This is a genomic window from Crenothrix sp. (assembly GCF_043729335.1).
In the GTDB taxonomy this organism is placed as follows: domain Bacteria; phylum Pseudomonadota; class Gammaproteobacteria; order Methylococcales; family Methylomonadaceae; genus Crenothrix.
In genome coordinates this window covers 62,623-84,802 of record NZ_JAYTLQ010000048.1, presented here as the reverse complement: position 1 = coordinate 84,802, position 22,180 = coordinate 62,623, and the positions used below count along the sequence as shown (strand labels likewise).

28 protein-coding genes are annotated in these 22,180 nt (G+C 44.9%); 11 read left to right on the top strand and 17 right to left on the bottom strand.

Annotated features, from left to right (window positions below):
* Window positions 1-276: 276 nt before the first annotated feature.
* Together ACHZC4_RS10545 and ACHZC4_RS10540 are read left to right on the top strand one after the other, a co-directional pair.
* Window positions 277-801 (top strand): phosphatase PAP2 family protein, encoded by a 525-nt coding sequence (locus ACHZC4_RS10545; RefSeq protein WP_394753802.1) that lies wholly within the window; start codon window positions 277-279, stop codon window positions 799-801.
* Window positions 798-1,835 carry an MJ1255/VC2487 family glycosyltransferase gene (locus tag ACHZC4_RS10540; protein WP_394753801.1) on the top strand — a complete coding sequence of 346 codons (1,038 nt, stop codon included), beginning with the start codon at window positions 798-800 and terminating at the stop codon, window positions 1,833-1,835. Before ACHZC4_RS10545 ends, ACHZC4_RS10540 begins: the two co-directional genes overlap by 4 nt.
* Before the next feature lie 83 nt (window positions 1,836-1,918).
* On the opposite strand, the gene ACHZC4_RS10535 is transcribed toward ACHZC4_RS10540, so the two are convergent.
* Both ACHZC4_RS10535 and ACHZC4_RS10530 read right to left on the bottom strand, forming a co-directional pair.
* A complete protein-coding gene (locus ACHZC4_RS10535) occupies window positions 1,919-2,626 on the bottom strand; it encodes a hypothetical protein (protein ID WP_394753800.1) in 708 nt (235 codons plus the stop codon).
* Window positions 2,627-2,722: 96 nt separating this feature from the next.
* Window positions 2,723-4,336, bottom strand: coding sequence for an alkaline phosphatase (locus ACHZC4_RS10530; protein ID WP_394753799.1), 1,614 nt, complete (start codon window positions 4,334-4,336; stop codon window positions 2,723-2,725).
* A gap of 426 nt (window positions 4,337-4,762) precedes the next feature.
* Here ACHZC4_RS10530 and ACHZC4_RS10525 point away from each other — a divergent pair, with 426 nt between their 5' ends.
* On the top strand, window positions 4,763-5,023 hold the full coding sequence (locus ACHZC4_RS10525; protein WP_394753798.1) for a hypothetical protein: 261 nt from the start codon (window positions 4,763-4,765) through the stop codon (window positions 5,021-5,023).
* Window positions 5,024-5,025: 2 nt separating this feature from the next.
* On the opposite strand, the gene ACHZC4_RS10520 is transcribed toward ACHZC4_RS10525, so the two are convergent.
* A complete protein-coding gene (locus tag ACHZC4_RS10520) occupies window positions 5,026-6,120 on the bottom strand; it encodes a transposase (RefSeq protein WP_394753797.1) in 1,095 nt (364 codons plus the stop codon).
* A 425-nt stretch (window positions 6,121-6,545) separates the two neighbouring features.
* On the opposite strand from ACHZC4_RS10520, the gene ACHZC4_RS10515 reads away from it, so the two are divergent.
* Window positions 6,546-6,746, top strand: a complete 201-nt coding sequence (locus ACHZC4_RS10515) for a helix-turn-helix domain-containing protein (RefSeq protein WP_394753796.1) — start codon at window positions 6,546-6,548, stop codon at window positions 6,744-6,746.
* Window positions 6,747-6,993: 247 nt separating this feature from the next.
* Here ACHZC4_RS10515 and ACHZC4_RS10510 read toward each other — a convergent pair whose 3' ends face one another.
* On the bottom strand, window positions 6,994-8,160 hold the full coding sequence (locus ACHZC4_RS10510) for an aminotransferase class V-fold PLP-dependent enzyme (protein ID WP_394753795.1): 1,167 nt from the start codon (window positions 8,158-8,160) through the stop codon (window positions 6,994-6,996).
* A 261-nt stretch (window positions 8,161-8,421) separates the two neighbouring features.
* On the opposite strand from ACHZC4_RS10510, the gene ACHZC4_RS10505 reads away from it, so the two are divergent.
* The 3 genes from ACHZC4_RS10505 to sucD are packed head-to-tail and all read left to right on the top strand — an operon-like array spanning window position 8,422 to window position 11,481.
* Window positions 8,422-9,372, top strand: a complete 951-nt coding sequence (locus ACHZC4_RS10505) for an HpcH/HpaI aldolase/citrate lyase family protein (protein WP_394753794.1) — start codon at window positions 8,422-8,424, stop codon at window positions 9,370-9,372.
* Between the two features lie 24 nt (window positions 9,373-9,396).
* Entirely contained in the window at window positions 9,397-10,593 is a 1,197-nt protein-coding gene (locus ACHZC4_RS10500; protein WP_394753793.1) for a malate--CoA ligase subunit beta, read from the top strand.
* Complete coding sequence (sucD, locus tag ACHZC4_RS10495; protein ID WP_394753792.1) at window positions 10,594-11,481, top strand: succinate--CoA ligase subunit alpha; 888 nt, start codon at window positions 10,594-10,596, stop codon at window positions 11,479-11,481.
* A 77-nt stretch (window positions 11,482-11,558) separates the two neighbouring features.
* Here sucD and ACHZC4_RS10490 read toward each other — a convergent pair whose 3' ends face one another.
* Window positions 11,559-11,729, bottom strand: coding sequence for a hypothetical protein (locus ACHZC4_RS10490; RefSeq protein ID WP_394753791.1), 171 nt, complete (start codon window positions 11,727-11,729; stop codon window positions 11,559-11,561).
* Window positions 11,730-11,974: 245 nt separating this feature from the next.
* Between ACHZC4_RS10490 and ACHZC4_RS10485 the strand changes: the two genes are divergently transcribed.
* Window positions 11,975-12,724: a sulfite exporter TauE/SafE family protein gene (locus tag ACHZC4_RS10485; protein ID WP_394753790.1), complete on the top strand. Its 750-nt coding sequence runs from the start codon at window positions 11,975-11,977 to the stop codon at window positions 12,722-12,724.
* Between the two features lie 18 nt (window positions 12,725-12,742).
* Window positions 12,743-13,312 (top strand): UbiX family flavin prenyltransferase, encoded by a 570-nt coding sequence (locus tag ACHZC4_RS10480; protein ID WP_394753789.1) that lies wholly within the window; start codon window positions 12,743-12,745, stop codon window positions 13,310-13,312.
* A 28-nt stretch (window positions 13,313-13,340) separates the two neighbouring features.
* Here the strand turns inward: ACHZC4_RS10480 and ACHZC4_RS10475 are convergent, their stop codons facing one another.
* From ACHZC4_RS10475 to ACHZC4_RS10420, 12 genes are all read right to left on the bottom strand, one after another.
* Entirely contained in the window at window positions 13,341-13,631 is a 291-nt protein-coding gene (locus ACHZC4_RS10475) for a hypothetical protein (RefSeq protein ID WP_394753788.1), read from the bottom strand.
* A gap of 182 nt (window positions 13,632-13,813) precedes the next feature.
* On the bottom strand, window positions 13,814-14,950 hold the full coding sequence (gene pqqE, locus ACHZC4_RS10470; RefSeq protein WP_394753787.1) for a pyrroloquinoline quinone biosynthesis protein PqqE: 1,137 nt from the start codon (window positions 14,948-14,950) through the stop codon (window positions 13,814-13,816).
* Complete coding sequence (gene pqqD / locus ACHZC4_RS10465; protein ID WP_394753786.1) at window positions 14,928-15,200, bottom strand: pyrroloquinoline quinone biosynthesis peptide chaperone PqqD; 273 nt, start codon at window positions 15,198-15,200, stop codon at window positions 14,928-14,930. Before pqqD ends, pqqE begins: the two co-directional genes overlap by 23 nt.
* A 21-nt stretch (window positions 15,201-15,221) precedes the next feature.
* Window positions 15,222-15,353 (bottom strand): hypothetical protein, encoded by a 132-nt coding sequence (locus ACHZC4_RS10460; protein WP_394753785.1) that lies wholly within the window; start codon window positions 15,351-15,353, stop codon window positions 15,222-15,224.
* A gap of 18 nt (window positions 15,354-15,371) precedes the next feature.
* Window positions 15,372-15,947 carry a Uma2 family endonuclease gene (locus ACHZC4_RS10455; RefSeq protein ID WP_394753784.1) on the bottom strand — a complete coding sequence of 192 codons (576 nt, stop codon included), beginning with the start codon at window positions 15,945-15,947 and terminating at the stop codon, window positions 15,372-15,374.
* 20 nt (window positions 15,948-15,967) lie between these two features.
* On the bottom strand, window positions 15,968-16,432 hold the full coding sequence (locus ACHZC4_RS10450) for a Uma2 family endonuclease (protein WP_394753783.1): 465 nt from the start codon (window positions 16,430-16,432) through the stop codon (window positions 15,968-15,970).
* Between the two features lie 26 nt (window positions 16,433-16,458).
* A complete protein-coding gene (locus ACHZC4_RS10445) occupies window positions 16,459-16,902 on the bottom strand; it encodes a DUF29 domain-containing protein (RefSeq protein ID WP_394753782.1) in 444 nt (147 codons plus the stop codon).
* Between the two features lie 54 nt (window positions 16,903-16,956).
* Entirely contained in the window at window positions 16,957-17,682 is a 726-nt protein-coding gene (gene pqqC / locus ACHZC4_RS10440) for a pyrroloquinoline-quinone synthase PqqC (RefSeq protein ID WP_394753781.1), read from the bottom strand.
* Between the two features lie 14 nt (window positions 17,683-17,696).
* A complete protein-coding gene (gene pqqB / locus ACHZC4_RS10435) occupies window positions 17,697-18,608 on the bottom strand; it encodes a pyrroloquinoline quinone biosynthesis protein PqqB (protein WP_394753780.1) in 912 nt (303 codons plus the stop codon).
* 106 nt (window positions 18,609-18,714) lie between these two features.
* Window positions 18,715-18,789 (bottom strand): pyrroloquinoline quinone precursor peptide PqqA, encoded by a 75-nt coding sequence (pqqA, locus tag ACHZC4_RS10430; protein WP_006892363.1) that lies wholly within the window; start codon window positions 18,787-18,789, stop codon window positions 18,715-18,717.
* Window positions 18,790-18,932: 143 nt separating this feature from the next.
* Window positions 18,933-19,193: a DUF1640 domain-containing protein gene (locus ACHZC4_RS10425; protein ID WP_394753779.1), complete on the bottom strand. Its 261-nt coding sequence runs from the start codon at window positions 19,191-19,193 to the stop codon at window positions 18,933-18,935.
* 84 nt (window positions 19,194-19,277) lie between these two features.
* Window positions 19,278-20,027, bottom strand: coding sequence for a HesA/MoeB/ThiF family protein (locus ACHZC4_RS10420; protein ID WP_394753778.1), 750 nt, complete (start codon window positions 20,025-20,027; stop codon window positions 19,278-19,280).
* 141 nt (window positions 20,028-20,168) lie between these two features.
* On the opposite strand from ACHZC4_RS10420, the gene groES reads away from it, so the two are divergent.
* Both groES and groL read left to right on the top strand, forming a co-directional pair.
* Window positions 20,169-20,456 (top strand): co-chaperone GroES, encoded by a 288-nt coding sequence (gene groES / locus ACHZC4_RS10415; RefSeq protein ID WP_394753777.1) that lies wholly within the window; start codon window positions 20,169-20,171, stop codon window positions 20,454-20,456.
* A 48-nt stretch (window positions 20,457-20,504) separates the two neighbouring features.
* Window positions 20,505-22,160: a chaperonin GroEL gene (gene groL, locus ACHZC4_RS10410; RefSeq protein WP_394753776.1), complete on the top strand. Its 1,656-nt coding sequence runs from the start codon at window positions 20,505-20,507 to the stop codon at window positions 22,158-22,160.
* Window positions 22,161-22,180 lie beyond the last annotated feature (20 nt).

Below are 22,180 nucleotides of genomic sequence, written 5' to 3'. Positions count from 1 at the left end.
GCCGGTTGTTCCAGCATATCTGGCTTGATATTGAAGGTCGGCGTTTGTTTGGTCATGGCTAACACTATATGTAGTGGCTACCCCACGAAATCGGGAAGAGCCAGGTTTTTTAGGTGGGCGCAGTATAGCGTCCGAACATAAATTCAAACTTAGAGCCAATGCAGTCTGTTGTCACAGAACTGTCAATGAATCTTCATGCTGTTGTCATATTGCTGTTTTAGACTGCTCACCGTACAGGTAAAGAAAATACTTTAGACTTAACGGTGGGTGCTTACTATGAAATTTTTATATACGATTCAGCACTATGACACGCTTGTTTTTATGCGCTTTGTTAATGTCTGCTTGTATCAACCTTTGTACTATCTTTGTCGATTAGTTTCCAAAACCGGTGATGGATTATTATATGTGCTTATTGTTTTAGCTATGGTTTGGAAAGAGAGTACAAACAATGCGTTTGTTCAAGTGGTGTTAATCGCTTTTTTACTCGAACGCCCCGTTTATTTTGTCCTGAAGAACAGTTTAAAACGCAATCGTCCACAGGCGGCATTATATAATTTTCAAAGTTTTATTATACCCAGCGACCAATTCAGCTTTCCATCTGGCCACACTTCAGCAGCATTTATGATGGCGACTTTAGGCAGTGAATTTTGGCCTGTGCTTACCTTGCCCTTGTACGGATGGTCAGTGTGTGTGGGTTTTTCACGTGTATTATTGGGAGTACATTTTCCCAGTGATGTAGTGATTGGTTCGGCTATGGGTACGGGTATCGCTTATTTAAGTGTTTATTTGTTGGCACTATGAAAATATTTTACGGTGTACAAGGTACGGGCAATGGTCATATTACCCGTGCCAGAGTCATGGCAAAAGAACTGTACTATGCAGGGGCAGATGTTACGTTTCTGTTTACCGGCAAAAATACGGCGGACTATTTTGATATGGAGATTTTTCGACATTATCTGGTTAAATCCGGGTTAACCTTTAGTCTGAATAAAGGTCAAGTGCAGTATATAAAAACAGCGGTTAAGGCCAAGCCTATTCAATTTTATAAAGATGTAGCCGCTTTAAATTTAGAGCCCTATGATCTGGTGATCAGCGATTTTGAGCCAGTGACTGCCTGGGCAGCTAAAAAAGCTAAAAAAACTGTCTTGGGCATAGGCCATCAATATGCGTTTAATTACGACATCCCAAAAACCGGTTCAGATCCCATCGCAAATACGGTGATGAAGTATTTTGCACCGGTTGATATAGGCATTGGCTTGCATTGGCATCATTTCAATCAACCTATTTTGCCGCCGATTATTGAAACAACACAGCATATAGCCAGCATCAATAAGAAAAAAATACTTGTCTACCTGCCTTTTGAAGAGCATCAGGCCGTTATGACGTTTTTAAAACCGTTTGTTGATTTTGAGTTTTATATTTATACCTTGGCTCCTGAAAGAAGTTGTTTGAGGCATATTCACTGCAAGCCACTATCGCGCGAAGGCTTTAGGCAAGATTTTTACGATTGTGCGGGCATTATCACCAGTGCTGGCTTTGAACTTGCCAGTGAAGCCTTACAGGCAGGTAAAAAAGTGCTGGCCAAACCGTTACATTCACAGATGGAACAGCTCTCAAACGCTTTTGCCTTGCAACAATTGGGTTATGGGCAAACCATGTATGAGTTGGATGCCCAAATTCTTGCCGCCTGGCTATATGATAATCATGTAGTACAAATCACTTATCCAAACGTCGCTCAAATCATTGTGCAATGGATAGCTGAGGGTATGCCAACGATGACCCATGACTTTATTACTTCAGTATGGAGTAACGTAAAAGTCTCCCAGATTCAATAATAAAGCTTGGTGTCAAGGGTCAATAGAACTGAGCCTTTGTCTACCAAGCGCTATACCCTGTGTTCAAGCTCTATTACTAAATCCTAATGAGTGTGATGCCCATCAGCTGCCATCACCTTTTTAACAAACGGATCGTTTTCCATATCACCAAAATCGGTGGCATCAATCTGCCGATAACTGGCAATGTCTTCAACGGTTACCGGTTTGTGCTGGGCTGTTGCAAGAGGCGTGATTTCAATCAGCCGTAATTCAACCGTACCATGGTCGTCTTTCCTGAGAATGCTTGCGGGTAGTTGTTCAGCAACCAACCATTGTACTTCGATAGACTGACCGTTAATTTTTCCCGCATATTGCTGCGCATTTCTACCCAGAATTTCTGATTTGTCCACGGATTTAAGTACGTCTAATTCTTGTTTACTGAGCATGCTAGAGAGCTTTGGCCAGTCGAAATCTATGTTATTGCTGGCATTATCGGCAGGCATGTATTCGACAGCGGTTTTATCGCTATGGTAGAGCTTTCGGTATTGAATATTGCCAGTAGCGGTGCGTTGCCAGATTTCCCCCTGTTCACTGTCGGCATCTTGAGTTTGTACGCTATTGGAAGTGCGCCAGAAAAACCAAGCCTTGTGTGTGGCAGCTTTAGATTTATCCTGTGGAATAATGCGCATTTCATAGTGGCAGGCAACTTCAGGCAATAGTTGATTCTTTGTGTTATCGGCACGGCTGGCAAGACTAGAAACAGTTAGGGCAAGACAGAAAGTAAGCTTTAAAACAGTAACTATTTTCATCATATTGTTTCAATAAGGATTAAACAGAAAAAGGGATACACAAGATATCCCTTTTGTTAACGTGCGATTTGTCGTCTATTAACAGACAACAAGCCAGCTTTATTTACCGTGATGGTAGTAATGTTGTTCGGATAAGCCCAGTGCTTCAGCCATCACATGATAAATCACGTTTTGCTCAACAATGCCGTGGAACAAATGTGCCTGCGGGCCGTTGGCAAAAATGGCGACATCTTCAGCGGCGTGGGTTTCGGCACCCATGGGTACGATGGATTCCTGCAAGTAGTCATGGTTTTCTACCCTATCTTTGCTAAGTTCAGGGCGGCCCAAGGCAGGCTTGTAAGATGTCGGCGTATGGCCTTCACTACCAGATGCCCAACCAAGTGTTGCTGGGGTGGTGAACAATTTTGAACCGGCAGCTTGCTGGTTAGATTCGCCAGTGTAGCCTGGGCCATTGGCATAACTTAAAGTGGTGTAAGGTAAGCCCAGCAAGTCCACAGTAGGTTCTTTTTCACCGACGCCTTGTGCCAAGCCCAAAATAGGGTTGCCGCGTACTGGATAGCCGCCAATAGTAAACACATGGCTATGGTCAGCCGTCACAATAACCAACGTATCTTCAAGATTGATTTTTTTAACAGCGGCAGCAACAGCGGTGGCCAATTGCTGGGTATCTGATAACGCACGGAAGGCATTGCCGGCATGGTGGGCGTGGTCAATACGCCCGCCTTCCACCATTAAAAAATAGCCGTTTTGGTTCTTTTTCAGAATATCGATGGCTTTGGTGGTCATTTCTGTCAGCGAAGGTTCGCCGGCCTTGTCGTGTGCTATACGGTCCGCTTCATAATGCACATGCGAAGGTTCAAACAGCCCCAACAAATGATCGGTCTTGTTCGGGTCTATGGCATCAAACTGGGCCTTGTTCCACACGTAGTCGGCCTTGCTGTGTTTGCTGACCCATTCAGCAGTGAGGTCGCGGCCATCTTTACGTTTACCGGCGCTGCCGTATTCAGGATCATTAGTGGTGCTAGGCATAAAGCGGGCGCGGCCACCGCCCAGCGCAACTTCTATACCACCGCTGATATTGAAGTCAATTAACTGGGCAGCAATATCGGGTACGGTAGCACCGGCTGGACGGTCTGAATCGGCTTCCCAGTCACGGTTTGCGGTATGGGCGTAGGTTGCCGCCGGGGTAGCATGAGTAATACGTGCAGTGGACACCACGCCCGCAGACATGCCATTTTGTTTAGCTTGTTCCAAAATAGTGGCCAGCTTGTTGGCATCAATCACATTAGCGCTGGGCTCGCTACGTAATATAGTATGGTTAACGGAAATAAAGCCGTCATTGGATTTTACACCGGTCACCATTGCAGTCATGGTAGGCGCGGAGTCTGGAGTTTGCTGATTGACGCTATAGGTTTTTGAGAGTGCCAGGTACGGAAATTTTTCAAAGCTCAAAGAGTTTTCTTCACCATGGCCACCTTTTTGCTGTCCGTCGAAAATACGTGATGCAGTAATGGTAGAAACCCCCATGCCATCACCGATAAACAAGATGACATTTTTGGCATGCCGGTAATTGGGGTGTAAGTGCATGGCATCAACAACGGTTTTACGACCGGCCTTAAACCAATCTTGAGGGGTAGGTTCATCGGCTTGGGCAATGCCAACCGTCAACAGAGTAGTGACGGCAACGACGCTGAATTTTTTTATCAAAAGCATGGGTAATTCTCCTGGGTGTACTTGGTTAACAGACTCATTTAGCCTTAGGGGTTTCGCGCATCGAAGATGAAAGGATTGTGCGAATCCTACTTGAGAGTTGTGACAGGAATGTGAAAATTAGCATGGAGGATAAAATTGATTGATGTGGCCATAAGGACTGGTGCGCGGGCATATCAGTATCTTGGTGTGGTGGTCTTGTCACAGAATTAACATCTAACCGTCACATGGTTGCCATAATTTCAATTTACTATGGGAGTCGCTCTGTTTTAGCTGAACACTTCCAGCCATAAAACTTAACCCCCGTCTTGTAAATCACACACTCTACACATGCGCTTTAAAGTTGTGCGCCTAACGTAGCTAAACCGAGTGCTTAGTATCTGTTTTAAAGGGTTTTCACTATTTAAAACTTAGTTTTGGGTAATAAACATGAAACGATTAAGAAAGCTGACTGCATTGGGCGTTAGTGTTACGCTGTTGAGTCCTTGTTATGCTGTAGCAGGGCAATATAACAACAAACATGACGTGATAATTGGGCATGGCTATGCGCACAGAAGCACGGAAACACCGATTGAACATTTAATTGTCATAGTGGGAGAAAATCATACCTTTGATAATATTTATGGTGCATATCAGCCTAAATATGGCCATAAGGTGTCCAACCTGCTCAGCAAGAAAATTATAAACTGATGTTACGCAGCCTGTAATTTCTGCAACTCTTCATATGCCATTTGGTTAGCTTTGATAAACAATTTAGTCCGTAGTGCAAAATGGTTGGCCTTGTGCTTTATCTTCAGGCACTCAAGTTTAAAGACGGCATAGATCGACATAAAGATATGATTATTCTGGGTGGTAACTGTGCGGGTCGGTGACTTTGCCAACCCTGCATTGGATTTTAATGATTTATGGAACTCCTCAACTTTCCACCGTTTTTGGTAGATCGTCGCGACTTGTTCGCCGTTGCACGTCAAATCACTGCATACCAGATTCAATAGGCCGATGCTGCCGTCTTTGTTTGTAAAGACCCTGCGGACGAAAAGCACTTCCTGTTGGAAACCCTTCAGCCAGCCGCGCACCGCCTGCCGATCCGCCAATTCCAATTGACTGATTCGTACAAAGCGTCCTTCTTTCTTGTCTTCTTCTGTTAAAGCCACCAGGCGGTTGTCCTTTAAGGCACTGATGAAATGCTTGCCTTTTTTCAGGATGAACTCAAAATTTTCCTTGCTGGCAAACCAACTGTCCGTCAATACGTAACGGAACTTGAAGGCATTCGCCACAGCAATCGTAATCATATCCCGCATCAGCTCATTCTTAGTGACCTCACTGGCTCGCTTGACCTTATGGGTCTTTACATCGCTGAACTGGTTGGGCTTGCGTACCACTTCAAAAGCAACCGGGACTGATACCCCTCCACTGTAATATAAGGCATTCAGTAAGTTGATACCTCTGACAGATCGACCTTTGCAATGGTCAAAATGCCAGCACATAATCTCATTTTCATCCGTCCAGGCCTTTTCCTGTATGGTATCGTCAAAAATTAGGCAACCGTCTTCTTGCTCTATCTGGCGTACTGTTGCTTTAACTTGCCCCCACAGGTCTTTGGAGGTGTATTCCTTCGCCGACAGAAATCGTGTCATTTGGTCGTGGCTTATATCCCCATCTAGCATTGCTGATAATCCAGTTGCTGTTGCAAAACCGCTATTGCATATCAGGTAGTCCGTGTATAACTCGTGTTTATTTTTTCCATACGGAAATGATACGCTTATTTGCTGGGGGCTGCGTAACATCAGTAATTAAATGATGAAGAAAATACAATTTCTTGGCGACTCGTTAAAATGCTTGTGAGCGTTTCCCGAAAATGCCAAGCAAGATGCTAGCTACCAGCTTAACAAAGTACAGCAAGGTGAATTGCCGGATGACTTCAAGCCAATACCTGTTGTTATCAAGGGTGTTGAAGAAATCAGAGTGTGAGACGATTTAGGTACTTACCGGTTCATCTATATAACCAGATTAGCTGAGGCGGTCTACGTACTGCACGCCCAGAAAAAACGCAAACTACAACCCAGCGCGATGTTGCGCTTGCCACTAAACGATACGCCGAACTGATGAGGGGTAGGTAAGGCTATACCAATACCGAAATTTTTGACAGTATATGGAACGCTAATGCTGATACAAGAGCAGTCCGCAAATCTTAGGGTGCGGGCAGAACCTGATGCAGCAAATCGCAGCCATTATTAAGGCCAATGACTGGACGCAAGCATCTGCCGCTACTCATTGTGGTCTTACGCAGCCACGTGTTAACGATCTGTTACGTGGCCGTTTATCACGCTTTTCTCTGGATGCCTTGGTAAATATCGTTTTTTTAAGCGCACAGAATTTCCAATTATGCCACTCGTTCCTGTCGTATTATTAAAATTGGGAGCGGCCAAAATCTTGCATTTTGAATTTAATGTTCATGGCTATCTTAGTGCAGACGCATACATTTGTATATCGTCATACATTAGCGGTATCGTTACAGAGCCTTGGGTTGATGTAAAAGACAGTACACAATTTTGTCTAAAAAAATAACTGGGTAATTAAGGCTTGGGGATTAGATAATCCTCTGCACAGCCAAGCTTCTCCTGTATGCCGAAGGGCACTCAGGAGAATGTATTTGTAGGTTATTTCGCGGTAGAACGGTAATATTCAATCGCCGCAGCTACGCCACTGCCGGGTTTGATGTCAAAGCCATTATCCAGCAGCGCCATTTCTACGCCTGCAATAGCACCCAGCATAGACACATCGTTCATATCGCCTACATGGCCGATACGGAAGGCTTTACCTAATAACTCGGATAAACCACCACCCAAAGACATATTGTATTTGCTAAAAGCAGTGGCAATAACAGTCCGCGCATCTTTGTCTTCCGGTACCATAACGGCAGTAACGGTGTTAGATTCAAAGCCGGGCTGGGCGCATAATTTTAAACCCCACGCAGCAACCGCTTTACGGGTACCTTCGGCTAAGCGGAAATGTCTGTCGTAGACATTTTCCATGCCTTCTTCCAACAATAAATCCAGGGCTTTACGCAAGCCATACAAAATAGGCAAAGCTGGCGTGTAAGGCGTGTAGCCGTCTTTGTTATTGTTCATTTGATCTTTTAGATCTAAAAAACACCGAGGATACGTGCAGGTATCAACCATTGCCAAGGCTTTTTGACTAAACGCCAAAAACGCACCACCGGCTGGCATCATAAAACCTTTTTGCGAACCGCTGATGGCACCATCTACGCCCCATTCATCCATGCGAAAATCAATGCTGGCAATGGAGCTAACACCGTCCACGAACAATAGGGCCGGGTGGCTAGACGCATCCATGGCTTTACGTACGCCAGCAATATCACTCGTTACACCGGTTGCGGTTTCGTTATGGGTGGCTAATACCGCTTTGATAGTGTGCGCGCCGTCTTCTTTTAAACGTGCTTCCAGATGATCTAACGGGATGCCTTTGCCCCAGGCAACTTGATGAATCTCAACGTCGAAACCCAGGCGTTTGCCCATTTCTGCCCATAAATGGCTAAATTGGCCAAAACGGTAGATTAAAACCTTGTCGCCTGGGTTTAAGGTGTTGGTTAGTGCCACTTCCCAACCTGCGGTACCGGTTGCAGGAAAGATAAAGCATTGTCCGGTTTCAGTCTTAAAGATTTTTTTCAAATCTTCCAATAAAGGTTTTAGTAACTTAGGAAAAGCCGGTGAACGGTGATCTTCCATGGTAACGTGCATTGCATTTAAAACTTCATTAGGAACGTTAGTAGGACCTGGGATATATAGGTGGTTACGACCAGCCATGTGTGCCTCTTAGTTGATGGTTTTGGATAAAATACAAGGTGAGTTAAAAACGGCGTTTGACAGTAAAATAACGTCAAAAAATGACTAATCATGCCATATCTGCCGGTAATCAGCAATCATTCTAAGCGGTAAAAATTGACTTTGTTTTTCCTAAAAGTACAATGGCGGGTTGATTTACTGTTTGGGTTTAACCAGAGCTGATTGTTGAATCAGTGTAATTATCCCGTATCCCCAAAAAAATTATTGTTTAGGAATTTATAAATGAGCCACACCTTATACACAGCATCGGTACAACGCGTACAACGCTGTGAATTAGCCGTACCTGGGTCAAACCCCGATATGTTTGAAAAAGCCATGAAAAGTGGCGCGGATTTTATTTTTCTGGATTTGGAAGATGCCGTCGCACCCGACGATAAGTTACGTGCCAGAAAAAACATCATTGAAGCCATTAACGACATGGACTGGAAAGGCCATGGCGTGACTATTTCTGTACGTATCAACGGCCTGGATACCCAGTACATGGTGCGTGATGTTGTCGATTTGGTCGAGCAATGCGGTGCAAAACTGGATACTATTCTTATCCCCAAAGTAGGCGTGTACTCGGATGTTTATATGGTGGAAGCCATGCTCAACCAGCTGGAAATGCAGCAAGGCTTAAAAAATAAGATTGGCATCGAAGCCCTGATTGAAACCGCCTTAGGTATGGCTAATGTTGAAGATATTGCCCGTAATGGTGCCAGTGGCCGTTTAGAAGCTCTGCATTTTGGTGTAGCTGATTACGCCGCCAGCAACCGCGCCCGTACAACCAATATTGGCGGTTTAAATCCTGATTATCCAGGCGACCAATGGCATGCAGCCATCAGCCGTATGACGGTGGCCTGTCGTGCCTTCGGTTTGCGGCCTATTGATGGGCCGTTTGGTGATTTTAAAGATCCGGATGGCTTTAAGCTGGCGGCAAAGCGGGCAGCGGCATTGGGTTGTGAGGGTAAATGGGCGATTCATCCTAGTCAGGTTGAATTAGCTAACGAAGTGTTCACCCCACCTGCGGCCGAAGTCGAAAAAGCCAAACGTATCCTGGTGGCCTTGCAGGAAGCGGCGGCACAAGGCAAAGGCGCTGCGGCGCTGGATGGCCGCTTAATTGATGCAGCTTCGGAAAAAATGGCCAGTAACGTAGTAAGAGCAGCAGAAGCCATTGCTGCAAAAACCAAATAACAGACATTAAACGAGAGAAGAGCTGTGGATATTCATGAGTATCAAGCGAAAGAGATTTTAAGTGGTTATGGCGTAAAAATCGCCGAAGGTGGCTTGGCCTATAGCCCTGAAGATGCCGTACAACGTGCCAGAGATATCGGCGGCCATATTTGGGCGGTAAAAGCACAAATTCATTCTGGCGCACGCGGTAAAGCGGGCGGTATTAAAATTTGTAAAACCCACGATGAAGTGGCGGACGCTGCGGAACATTTGTTGGGCAGGCGTTTAGTAACACATCAAACTGGGCCAGCCGGTAAAGTGTGTGGACGGCTTTATGTTGAAGCCGGTACCGATATTGCCAAAGAAATGTATTTTTGTCTGCTGGTGGATCGCAGTTCTGAGTGCATCGTTATGGTGGGTTCGGCGCAAGGCGGTATGGAAATTGAAGAGCTGGCGATTAGTAATCCAGAAGCGATTACTAAAATTTACATTGAACCTGCGGTAGGTTTGCTGGATTTTCAGGCGCGTGAAATGGCGTTTGCCTTAGGCATTGATTCTGAAGCCATGAGTCATGCGGTAAAGCTGATTAGAGGTTGTTATCGGGCATTGCGTGAGCTGGATTGCAGTATGCTGGAAATCAATCCTTTGGTGATGACCGGTGCTGGTGAATTAATTGCCCTGGATGCCAAAATGAGTTTTGACGATAATGCTTTGTTCCGTCAAACAAAAATTTCTGAATTACGTGATAAAACCCAGGAAGATCCCCGCGAGATGGCGGCCGCCGACCGTGGTTTAAGCTATGTGGGTTTAGATGGCGATATTGGCTGCATGATCAATGGTGCAGGTTTAGCCATGGCCACCATGGACATGATTAAGCTGGCGGGTGGTGAACCGGCTAATTTTCTAGATGTCGGCGGCGGTGCATCGGCAGAACGTACTGAAAAAGCCTTTCGTCTGGTGTTGGCTGATAAAAATGTAAAAGCCATGCTGGTTAATATCTTCGCAGGTATAAATCGCTGTGACTGGATTGCTGAAGGCGTGGTGCATGCCGTTAAAAAAATTGATATGCAAATTCCGTTAATCGTGCGTTTATCAGGGACTAATGTGGAAGAAGGTCGCCGTATTATCGCTGAAAGCGGTTTACCGATTATTACTGCCGATACCTTAGCGGAAGCTGCCGAAAAAGCGGTACAGGCGCGTAATGAACAAGTGGCCAAAGAAGCGGCGGCTCAGGAGAACTAAATGGCTATTTTAATAGACGAAACAACACGCATTATCGTTCAGGGCTTTACCGGTAAAATCGGTACGTTCCATGCCCAGGATATGATTAATTACGGCTCTAATGTGGTCGGTGGTATTACGCCGGGTAAAGGCGGACAAAAACATTTAGGGCTGCCGGTTTTTAATACCGTTAAAGAAGCCGTGCAACAAGCGGATGCGGAAGCCAGTATTATTTTTGTACCGCCTGCGTTTGCGGCCGATTCCATCATGGAAGCCGCCGAAGCCGGTATTAAATATTGTGTAGCCATTACCGATGGTATTCCTACTCAAGATATGATGCGGGTAAAAAACTTTCTGCGCCGTTTTCCTGAAGATAAACGCATGATTTTGACCGGCCCTAACTGCGCTGGAACCATCAGCCCAGGCCGCGCTATGTTAGGTATAATGCCTGGCCATATTTATATGCCGGGTAATGTCGGTATTGTAGGCCGTTCCGGTACTTTGGGCTATGAAGCCGCCGCACAGATGAAAGCTTTGGGCATTGGTGTTAGTACCTCGGTGGGTATTGGTGGCGATCCGATTAATGGTAGCGCACACTGGGTGATTCTGGAAAAATTTGAGCGGGATCCAGAAACCAAAGTAATCGTGATGATTGGTGAAATCGGTGGGCCGCAAGAAGTGGATGCCGGTGTATTTGCTAAAGAAAATATGACTAAACCTGTTATTGCTTATATCGCGGGCTTAACTGCGCCAGAAGGTCGTCGTATGGGGCATGCCGGTGCAATTATTTCATCAGCGGATGAAGGTGCGGCAGAAAAAGTGGCAAGGCTGAGAGATTTGGGCGTTACCATCTGTCCAACCCCGGCTGCTATGGGTACAACGGTGGCTGAGGTTTTAGCTAGGCTGTAATATTAGCGGTTTGGCGGGATAAAAAAACTCCCATTACTACGCGTAATGGGAGTTACTTGAAGAAAAGGCAATAAACATCATCCGTTGTTGCTCGCTGTTGCGCTCAGTCTACGACTCATTTCGACGTTACTGGAAATTGCAGCAGCTGCAAACAACACGGTAGATACAATAAACTCTCCTGAAATGAAGCCTACCACGCCCATAGTAAACATCACGCCAATAACTGCATCTTTGTAAAAATCATTCATAGTTAAATCCTTAGTTGCTCATTAAATTAAAAAGTTAAAGTGGTTTCGTTAAATACAGTTTAACTATAGTTTGTTCTTTATTGAATGACAATGATGTGAATGGAAGATAAATTGTTTCTGATTCTGAAACAATGACACATCTAAGCATTGGCCATTTGTGTGGAGCTTATTATTGTCGATAGGTGATACTGGGCAGAAAATATTGATATAAAATTACTAATTTTTTGCATTGGTAGGCTATCACCATGAATATTGATACAGATAGTTTAGTTTTAACCGCACTTATCGCTATGGCTGCTTTACTTTATTCTGCCGTTGGTCACGGGGGGGCTTCTGGCTACCTTGCTGCCATGTCATTATTCGGTTTAGCACCGGCGATTATGAAACCCACTGCGTTAGTGTTGAACATTGCCGTGGCTTCTATTGCTTTATACAAATTTTATCGTAGCAAGGCGTTTTCCTGGCAATTGTTTTGGCCAATTGCCTTGCTGTCTGTGCCTTGTGCTTACTTAGGTGGCACAATTACCTTACCTGGGCATTGGTACAAACCCTTGGTAGGTGTGGTGTTGGTGTATGCGGCAGGGCGGTCATTTTATGGCGCAAAAAAACACGCTGTGTATAACGTTCAGGCTGTAGCTTACCCTACCCTGATGTTTGTAGGCGCATTGTTGGGTTTACTTTCTGGATTAACCGGCGTTGGTGGTGGTATTTTTTTAAGCCCGTTGATGCTATTTTTTCGTTGGGCGCAGATTAGGGTGATTTCCGGCATTGCCGCCGCGTTTATTTTGGTTAATTCCATAGCGGGTTTGTTGGGCGTGTTGTCGAAAACTTCTTTGGATATTTTACCGAAAGCCCTGCCGTTATGGATGCTTGCCGCCGTTTTGGGTGGTTTTATAGGCGCCGAATATGGCAGCAAACGCCTGGCTAATCCTACGCTACAAAAATTATTGGCGCTGGTGTTGTTGGTTGCCGGTGTAAAAATGATTGTTACCTGATAGATACGAGAATATTGAGTGAAAAAACGACTGATTATCGCCATGACGGGTGCAACCGGCGCCATCTACGGCGTAAGAATGCTACAGGTTTTACAAGTACAGGAAGAATGGGAAACCCATTTGATTATTTCATCGGCTGGTGTACTCAATTTAAAACACGAAATGAACATGAAACGTGCAGAATTGACACAATTAGCCGATATTACTCACGGTATTGATGATATTGCTGCCAGTATTTCCAGTGGTGGCTTTAAAACCGAAGGCATGATTATCGCGCCTTGTTCCATGAAAACGTTGGCGGCAGTGGCACATGGTTTTGGGGATAATTTAATTTCACGGGGGGCTGATGTGGTGTTAAAAGAACGCCGCCGTTTGGTAGTCATGCCGCGTGAAACGCCCTTAAATTTGGCTCATATCCGGAATATGGCCAGCGTAACGGAAATGGGCGGCATTATCTTCCCACCTATGCCGGCTTTTTACAGCAAATCCGATTCGTTGATGGGGATGGTAAATGAAACGGTAGGACGAGTTTTAGATATGTTTGGTGTCAATGTTGACGGTTTATACACGCCTTGGACGGGACTTTAAACAACACGAACACTGAAGATTGGAAACCTTAACTGGATAAAACCATGCCTAGATAGACCAGTATGGTTACAGTTATTGACCCTGTAACACATAAGACCGTAGTATGGGTATCAATACGGACTAAATGCTTTTTAGGTTCGCTTGCTTGATCTTCAAAAGATAAAAAATCATCATCCCAGTCATTATCCGATGCATTGCTTATAAAAAAGGGAAAAATGAGATCATTTTCCATTTCTTTCATAAAAAGATTGAACTTTTGTTCCAAATCTAATAATTGTTCGTCCAGGAACCGATTTATGTTGTCAGTTTCACTTTTCATGTTATTAGCGTCGTCAATGTTAGAATAATGTTACACCTGATGGTAACTGTATTAGGTATTGCTATTGTCACTGCCTTGACTGATTGGCTCCCTCTGTTTAAGCAGTAATGTTGGACTGTACAGAATCTGCTTTCACGATTTAAGTATAGTCTAAAAATTTTGCTCTGTACGGAAGAAATTCATTAATTTTTAACCAATGCTCGAGAATTTTTGCTGTTACGAAAAATCAGAGGTTTTTCTAGGTTATTTGAGTGGGTGCAAGCTTTAGCGGAATCTATAGCTTTTTGAATAACCTCATTATTTTCAGACTTGCTGCATACAGGGTCAGTGTTATACATGTTACCCGTTAATAAGTAAGCCTGACAACGGCATCCGCCAAAATCTTTTTCTTTTTCATCACAGCTGCGGCAGGGTTCCTTCATCCACTCATAACCCCGAAAGAAGTTGAATGCCTTGGATTTGTGCCAGATTTCATAAACACTGTAGTCCTTAACGTTAGGGCAGTCAAGTCCTGGCAAATCGCGGGCGGAATGACACGGTAATGCAACCCCATCGGGTGCAATCGTTAAAAATGTAGTTCCCCAGCCATTCATGCAGGCTTTAGGACGATCTTCATAAAAATCTGGCACCACATAATAGATTTTCATTTTGCCTGCGACTTTTTCTTTAAAGTCTTGCGCAATTTGTTCAGCTTTTTGAAATTGTTCTTTAGTGGGCAACAACAAGTCGCGGTTAAGGTGCGCCCAGCCATAATATTGGGCATTGGCCAGTTCGACATAGTCTGCGCCCAGTTCTTCTGCCATAGCCAGGATTTCTGGCATTTGGTGGATATTTTCGCGGTGCATGACAACATTTAAGACCATCGGATAACCGTGTTTTTTGACTAAATGCGCCACCGCTTTTTTGTGTTCAAACGATTTAGTACCGGCGATATGGTCATTCAGTTCCTGGCTGCTGGCTTGTATGCTCACCTGAATATGATCCAGCCCAGCTTCTTTGAGTTGCACAATCTTTTCTTCTGTCATACCGTAGCCAGAAGTGATCAGGTTGGAGTAGTAGCCTAGTTCACGCGCATGTTTTACCAGTTCTGGCAAATCTTTGCGCGTTAAGGGTTCACCGCCGGAAAAACCCAGCTGCACTGCGCCCATTTTGCGGGCTTGGGTCAATACCCGTTTCCAGTCGTCCGTGCTTAATTCGGATTGATAGCTTGCGTAATCCACCGGATTAGAACAATAAGGACATTGCAACGGGCAGGCATAAGTAAGTTCTGCCAGTAACCAGCGCGGCGGGGTAATGTTAGTTTTGGTTAATCCAGCCATTTTGTAAGGCAACTCCCAGGAATGCGGTAACGTCGTTAGTAAGACCGGTGGTGTCGAATTTTTGTTCAAGCTCGCTGACGATTTGCGAGGGCGTGCGTGTGCCATCGCAGCATTTGAGGATTTCTGCCGAACTTTGGTTCAGTTCCACCATGCCTTCAGGGTAAAGTATGACATATTTTTGCTGGGCTTCTTCCCATTGTAGGCGGTGCAGGGTGGAGAAGTTTATGGGTATGTTTGGGGTGATGGTCATTATTAATAGGGTGTTAGTATTTTATAAGGGCAGTGTGGCAAAATCTTCAACAGCGACTTGCATGATGCGGGCGGGTTGTTTTTGGTGTTGACTAATCATCAGGTGGCCATTTTCAATTTGCTTTAAAACCAACATATCAAAGTATTGCTCCATTGCATAGTCCCTTCCTTACTACATTTCTTGCATAAATGCCCAATCCATCTGAAGATCCGGAAATAGCTGTACCCTCGTCGGTTCATCCATGCCAAATATCTCCGGTTTGCCATAGTTCGCTTGGGTGTTAAGCAGATACACCATAATCCAGCGGTCTTCGGGATGGATAATCCAATATTCCTTTACGCCATGCCGCTCATAAAGGCTGCGTTTGCTATTCATGTCCTTTAAAGCGGTAGACGGCGAAAGTACCTCAATAACCCAATCTGGCGCACCACGGCAGCCCAGTTTATCAAGTTTGCTTAAGTCACAGATGACGCTGATGTCTGGTTGTACAATGGTATCAATGTTGTCATCCGCTTCGTCTTTATGGGGTAAGCGGACATCAAAAGGAGACGTATAACCTTTGCAAGGTTTATTTTGTAGGTAATTTCCTATTTGCCTACCTAATTCAAACACGATGTCTTGATGCAGCCGTGATGGAGCTGTCATGGCGTAGGCTACACCCTCGACCAATTCCCATCGTTCATCTTCTGGCCATTGGCAATAATCAGTATACGTGTAAGATTGTTGCCGTTTTTTCGCAGTACTCATAGGTTGCTCCAGTAGGCCATCTATAGTTTTACATCAATACCATAAGTTGATTTTTCCAGTTTTCCTATTTTTCCATAATAATCAACCACATCATTCTCCCACACCACCCATGCTTCAGTTGCACCGGCTTGTAAATAGAGTCGAACCTTGTTTGAGATTTCTATTTTGGAATTTGACGGCGAAACGATTTCAACACAAATTTCAGGGGCATGGGCGTAAGGTGTTTCAAAGCCATGCTGAGTAAAAAACGCCATAGAACACCAAGCCACATCAGCGACTTTCACGCCTTCTATGGTTTGAATCGAGCATTCGGTCAATGTTTTTCCGCTTTCAAGATTATTAATAAATAGTGCACCGATTAAAGACTGTAGATAACCGTGTTTGTTGGATGCGGGACTCATTTCAATTTTCCCATAGCGGTTCAACTCGATTTTAAACGGTAAATCTTGCAAATAAGGATTGTTGATGACTTCAGACCATTGCATGGTGTTTCACTCCACAGGAATACAATTTAGTGCCCATCCGTCGAGGGCAACCAATCTTCGGAAAGAATATTTACCATTATCCAAGGGCAAATTTCAGGAAAACAATCCATGCCAGTTTCAGCGATAGCTAATGAGATAGAATCCCCCCAAACATCTTCAAACCAGTCTAAATCAGTGACTGTTGCTTTCAAACTGGGCGTATTTTTTAAGCGCCGTGCAATGGCTTTGCGCTGCTCTTTAATAGTCCGTTGCCAGCTACTTCGTTGGCGTTCCGGTTGGTATTGCCATTTGAGCAGATGCGATAACAGTAACGCCATCCGATTTGCCAGCTCGCGCTGTTCACTTTTGCCCACGTCTTCAATTTCCTCGGCAATATGTTCGATGTCGATGGCCGACAACTTACCTGAACGCAACAGATGAGCCTGTTCTTTAGCCCACGTGACAATATCATTTTCATAAGTGACAGCCATAATGACCTCTCAAAAAGCCCGACTAATTTGAACATTGCCACCTTTATCTTAAACTTATTTTTCAACATTAAAATACGGCGGCATACCACTAATATAAGCCAAATACATGGCATCCGCCATCGTCCACAACACATCCAGCTTAAACTTTAAAATCTTCAGCATACGTTCTTGTTGTTCGCGGGTTTTATACCAGTCCAACGTAATCGCCAAACCGTGCTCCACATCACGCCGTGCCTCGCTCAACCGTTTACGGAAGTAAATATAACCGTCTTTATCAATCCATGGATAATGTTCTGGCCAGTTACTTAAACGTTGCTGGTGGATTTTTGGCGCAAACAATTCCGTTAACGATGAGCTGGCCGCCTCGTGCCATTCTGCCTGCCTTGCAAAGTTGACATAAGCATCGACGGCAAAGCGTACTCCAGGCAATACATGCTGTTCAGAAATAATTTCCTCGCGGGACAAGCCAACCGCTATGCCCAATTGTATCCAGGCTTCTATACCACCAGCTTCACTAGGTTGACCGTCATGATCAATAATGCGTTGCGTCCACAGCTGACGAGTTTCACGGTCTGGGCAATTGGCTAAAATATTGGCATCTTTGCGGGGAATGCTGACCTGATAATAAAATCGATTGGCTACCCAGCCTTGAATCTGCGCCTTGTTCAGTTTGCCTTCGTTCATCAGCACATTGTACGGATGATTGATGTGGTAATACTTTTCCATGCCGCGTAACTGGGTTTCGAATTCTTCTTTGTTCCACGGGGTATTATCAGTCATATTCATAGTGTGATTTACAGGTCAATTTCCATGCCGTCATAGGCGATTTCAATACCAGCGGCCGCGAGTATTTTACAGGGTTCAGAATCTTCATCCAAAATCGGGTTACTGTTATTGATATGGATCAATATTTTCCGTGCATTCGATACACCATTCAGGATGTCGATCATGCCCCCCGCACCGGATTGCGCCTTATGCCCCATATCGGAGGCGCATTTTTTGCCCAAGCCTTGATCGATCATTTCATCTTCCGTCCAGAACGTGCCGTCAATCAATAGACAATCGGCGGCTTGCATAGCAGACATGACGTGATCTTCAATCTCGCCCAGACCTGGCGAGTAAAACACTTTTTTGCCGGTGGAGATTTGTTCAATTACCACGCCGATATTGTCGCCGTCGTGCGGATCGTGGCGGTGCGGCGAGTAGGGCGGTGCTTTGCTTTTGATGGCTTGGGTATAAAAACGCAAATCAGCGATAGCAGGTATGGTAAAACTGCTGCCATCCACAGGAATAGGGTGGTGGTTAACCGTGCAATAATGCGACAACATATTGAAGACCGGGAAGCCGGTGGTCAAATCTTGCTTGACCATTTCTGAACAATAAATATCCAGCGGTTTGCCTTCGCGCAGCATGAGCAAGCCGGTGGTGTGGTCAATCTGGCTGTCCATTAATAATACGGCTTTAATGCCGGTATCACGTAAACCATGTTTCGGGTGTATAGCGGGGAAGGCTTCCAGTTGGGCACGTATATCTGGCGAGGCGTTGATTAGCAGCCAGTTATTGTTATCAGTACTGACGGCAATGGATGATTGGGTGCGGGCTTTGGCGTTCATGTCGCCCGTGCGGATACGGCGGCAATTGTCGCAGTTGCAGTTCCACTGCGGAAATCCGCCACCTGCACCTGAGCCGAGAACTCTAATTTTCATGTTGAGTTATCCTAATAGTGGGGATTTGGGTGATGCCTGACGGCAGCGAGGTCAAAAAAAAGGGGCTCTGTTGGGAACCCCTTTTTTCCACAAAGCCGAAAAGGAATTAACGGTTGTAGATGTACATTGTTACTTCAAAACCGAAACGCAGATCAGTGTAGCTTGGTGTTTCCCATTTCATAATCATAACCTCTTTAAGTTTCCAAAATGTTGACTAGCTTGCTCAAGTAAAGCCACTTCGAAGTATACGATGAACTGTTTATTCGCGCAACTTTTGCTGGGTGTCGTTTGATCCCAATGTAAAATTGTTAATAAGATGGGCATTTAAAAAAATGCCTTTAATACTAAAGAGATGACACCGGCTAATAGTACGCCAAGCATCCATCTATTTAGCCTTAATTCACCATCAATACGCTCAAAACGAACATTCATTTCTGCTTTTATTTCTGTTAAGTCATGTTTTGTGACAAGTCCGTCTTGGGCTTCGGCAATAACGCGCACGACTGCCTCAGCCTGTGCTTGCGGTATTCCAGCAGTTTTTAGTTTATCTACCAGTTCAAGGGTATCAAAAGTTATAGTGGCCATGATTGCTCCTGCATTTTTTTATAGTTTAGCAGGTGTTGTACTTAACCACCAAGTGCTGTTCTATTGGTAGAAATCAGTGCTCCATTAACCTTGGACACCACAGGTCGGACAATCTCGATTTTGTTTAAGTTTCATAATATTCCATTCCATCGTCAGGCCGTCTAAAAGCAATAGTCGCCCAGTCAAGGTTTTTCCTATGTCGATAATCAATTTCATTGCCTCAAGCGCCTGTATGCTGCCAATTATCCCAGTAATAGGCGCGATAACACCATTAGTAGCGCAGTTTTGCAGCTCTTCGCCATCGTGCGTGTATAGGCAGTTATAGCAGGGACTGTTATTGCGCCCCGGTGTAAATACAGCAACTTGACCTTCAAAACGAATGGCCGCACCCGATACCAGTGGTGTTTGATACTTAACGCAAGCGCGATTAATGGCAAAGCGGGTCGTGAAGTTATCTGAACAATCTAATACAACATCAGCGTTGACAACTTCTGTTTCCAGCAACTCGCCACTAAGCCTCTGTTTGACTGCATTGACGGTAGTATCCGGATTTAAACTATTCAGGGTCTGGCGGGTTGAAATTACTTTATCCATCCCAATATCGGTAGTGTGATGAGCAATTTGTCTTTGTAGATTGGATAAATCCACTTCGTCATTATCATAAATAGTGATTGACCCCACACCCGCCGCAGCCAGATACATCGATGCAGGAGAGCCTAAACCGCCCGCGCCAACAATCAATACCTTGGCGTTAAGTAGTTTTTGTTGTCCTTCAATGTCGCACAGCGGCAACATGATCTGGCGACTGTAGCGTAATAGTTGGGTGTCGTTCATAGCTTATGGCAATTAAAATGAAGTGACCAATAATGCCACACACTTGACAAACTGCGAAAGCTCATTATCATTAGCACTCATTGGCAACAAGTGCTAACAACTCAAGTTTTAATAACAATAATCTGTTTTTAGGAGACATAAATGAATATACGTCCGTTACACGATAGAGTCATCGTAAAACGTGTTGAAGAAGAAACCACTAGTGCGGGCGGTATCGTTCTGCCAGGTTCTGCTGCAGAAAAACCCAGCCGTGGCAAAGTATTGGCTGTTGGTAGTGGCAAACCGCTGGATAACGGCCAGGTTCGCGCTTTGGAAGTTAAAGTCGGCGACAATGTATTATTCGGTAAATATGCTGGCAACGAAGTTAAAGTTGACGGTGAAGACGTTATCGTAATGCGTGAAGAAGACATTATGGGCATTTTAGGCTAGTCCTAACTCATTGACCACAATCATAATCACACACAGGAATAAATAAACATGGCAGCAAAAGACGTATTATTTGGTGATGACGCACGAGTCCGTATGGCGCGTGGTGTCAATATTTTAGCCAACGCAGTAAAAGTAACTTTGGGCCCTAAAGGTCGTAACGCTATTTTAGATAAAAGTTTCGGCGCTCCAACCATTACCAAAGACGGTGTATCGGTTGCCAAAGAAATCGAATTAAAAGACAAATTCGAAAACATGGGCGCGCAAATGGTTAAAGAAGTGGCTTCGCACACGTCTGACGTGGCAGGCGACGGCACCACCACTGCAACTGTTTTGGCACAATCCATAGTCAACGAAGGCTTGAAAGCCGTTGCTGCGGGCATGAATCCTATGGATTTAAAACGCGGTATTGATTTGGCGGTGACCAAAGCAGTTGAAGCGATTATTGCCTCAGCAGCACCTTGTGCTGACAATAAAGCCATTGCTCAAGTCGGTACAATCTCTGCTAACTCTGATGAGTCAGTCGGTAAGATTATTGCTGAAGCAATGGAAAAAGTCGGTAAAGAAGGCGTTATTACCGTTGAAGAAGGCACAGGTCTTGATAATTCATTAGACTTGGTTGAAGGTATGCAGTTTGATCGTGGCTATTTGTCACCGTACTTCATCAACAAACAAGACAGCATGAGCGTTGAATTAGACGATCCGCTGATTTTGATTTACGAAAAGAAAGTCTCCAACATCCGTGAAATGTTACCGATTTTGGAAGCGGTTGCTAAATCTGGCCGTCCATTATTGATTGTTGCAGAAGACGTTGAAGGCGAAGCGTTGGCAACTCTGGTTGTTAACACGATTCGTGGTATCGTTAAAGTTGCCGCGGTTAAAGCACCTGGTTTCGGCGATCGTCGTAAAGCCATGTTGGAAGACATTGCTGTGTTGACCGGCGGTACGGTTATTTCTGAAGAAGTCGGTTTAAGCCTGGAAAAAGCGGAACTGAGCCAATTGGGTACAGCCAAACGCGTACAAATCACTAAAGAAAACACCACCATTATTGATGGTGCAGGTTCTGAAGAGCAAATCAAAGGCCGTGTAACACAAATTCGCGCTCAAGCGGAAGATGCGACTTCTGACTACGATAAAGAAAAATTGCAAGAACGTCTGGCTAAATTGGCTGGCGGTGTTGCCGTGATTAAAGTCGGCGCTGCCACTGAAATCGAAATGAAAGAAAAGAAAGCCCGCGTTGAAGATGCACTGCATTCTACCCGCGCGGCGGTTGAAGAAGGCGTGGTTGCTGGCGGCGGTACTGCGCTGGTACGTGCATTGGCTGCATTAGTTGGCCTTGAAGGTATTAACCACGACCAAACAGTCGGTGTTAATATTTTACGTCGTGCAATGGAAGAGCCTTTACGCCAAATTGTTGCTAACGCGGGCGATGAGCCTTCAGTGGTCTTCAACGAAGTACAAAAAGGTACTGGCAATTTTGGTTATAATGCAGCCACTGGCAAATACGGCGATATGATCGAAATGGGTATTCTTGACCCTGCGAAAGTCACCCGTACTGCATTGCAAAATGCAGCGTCTGTAGCTGGCTTAATGCTGACTACAGAAGTGATGATTGCCGATGCACCTAGCGATGAGAAAGGCGCACACGGTGGCATGGGCGATATGGGTGGTATGGGCGGCATGGGTGGTATGGGCGGCATGATGTAATCATGTTGTCTTAAAACCTT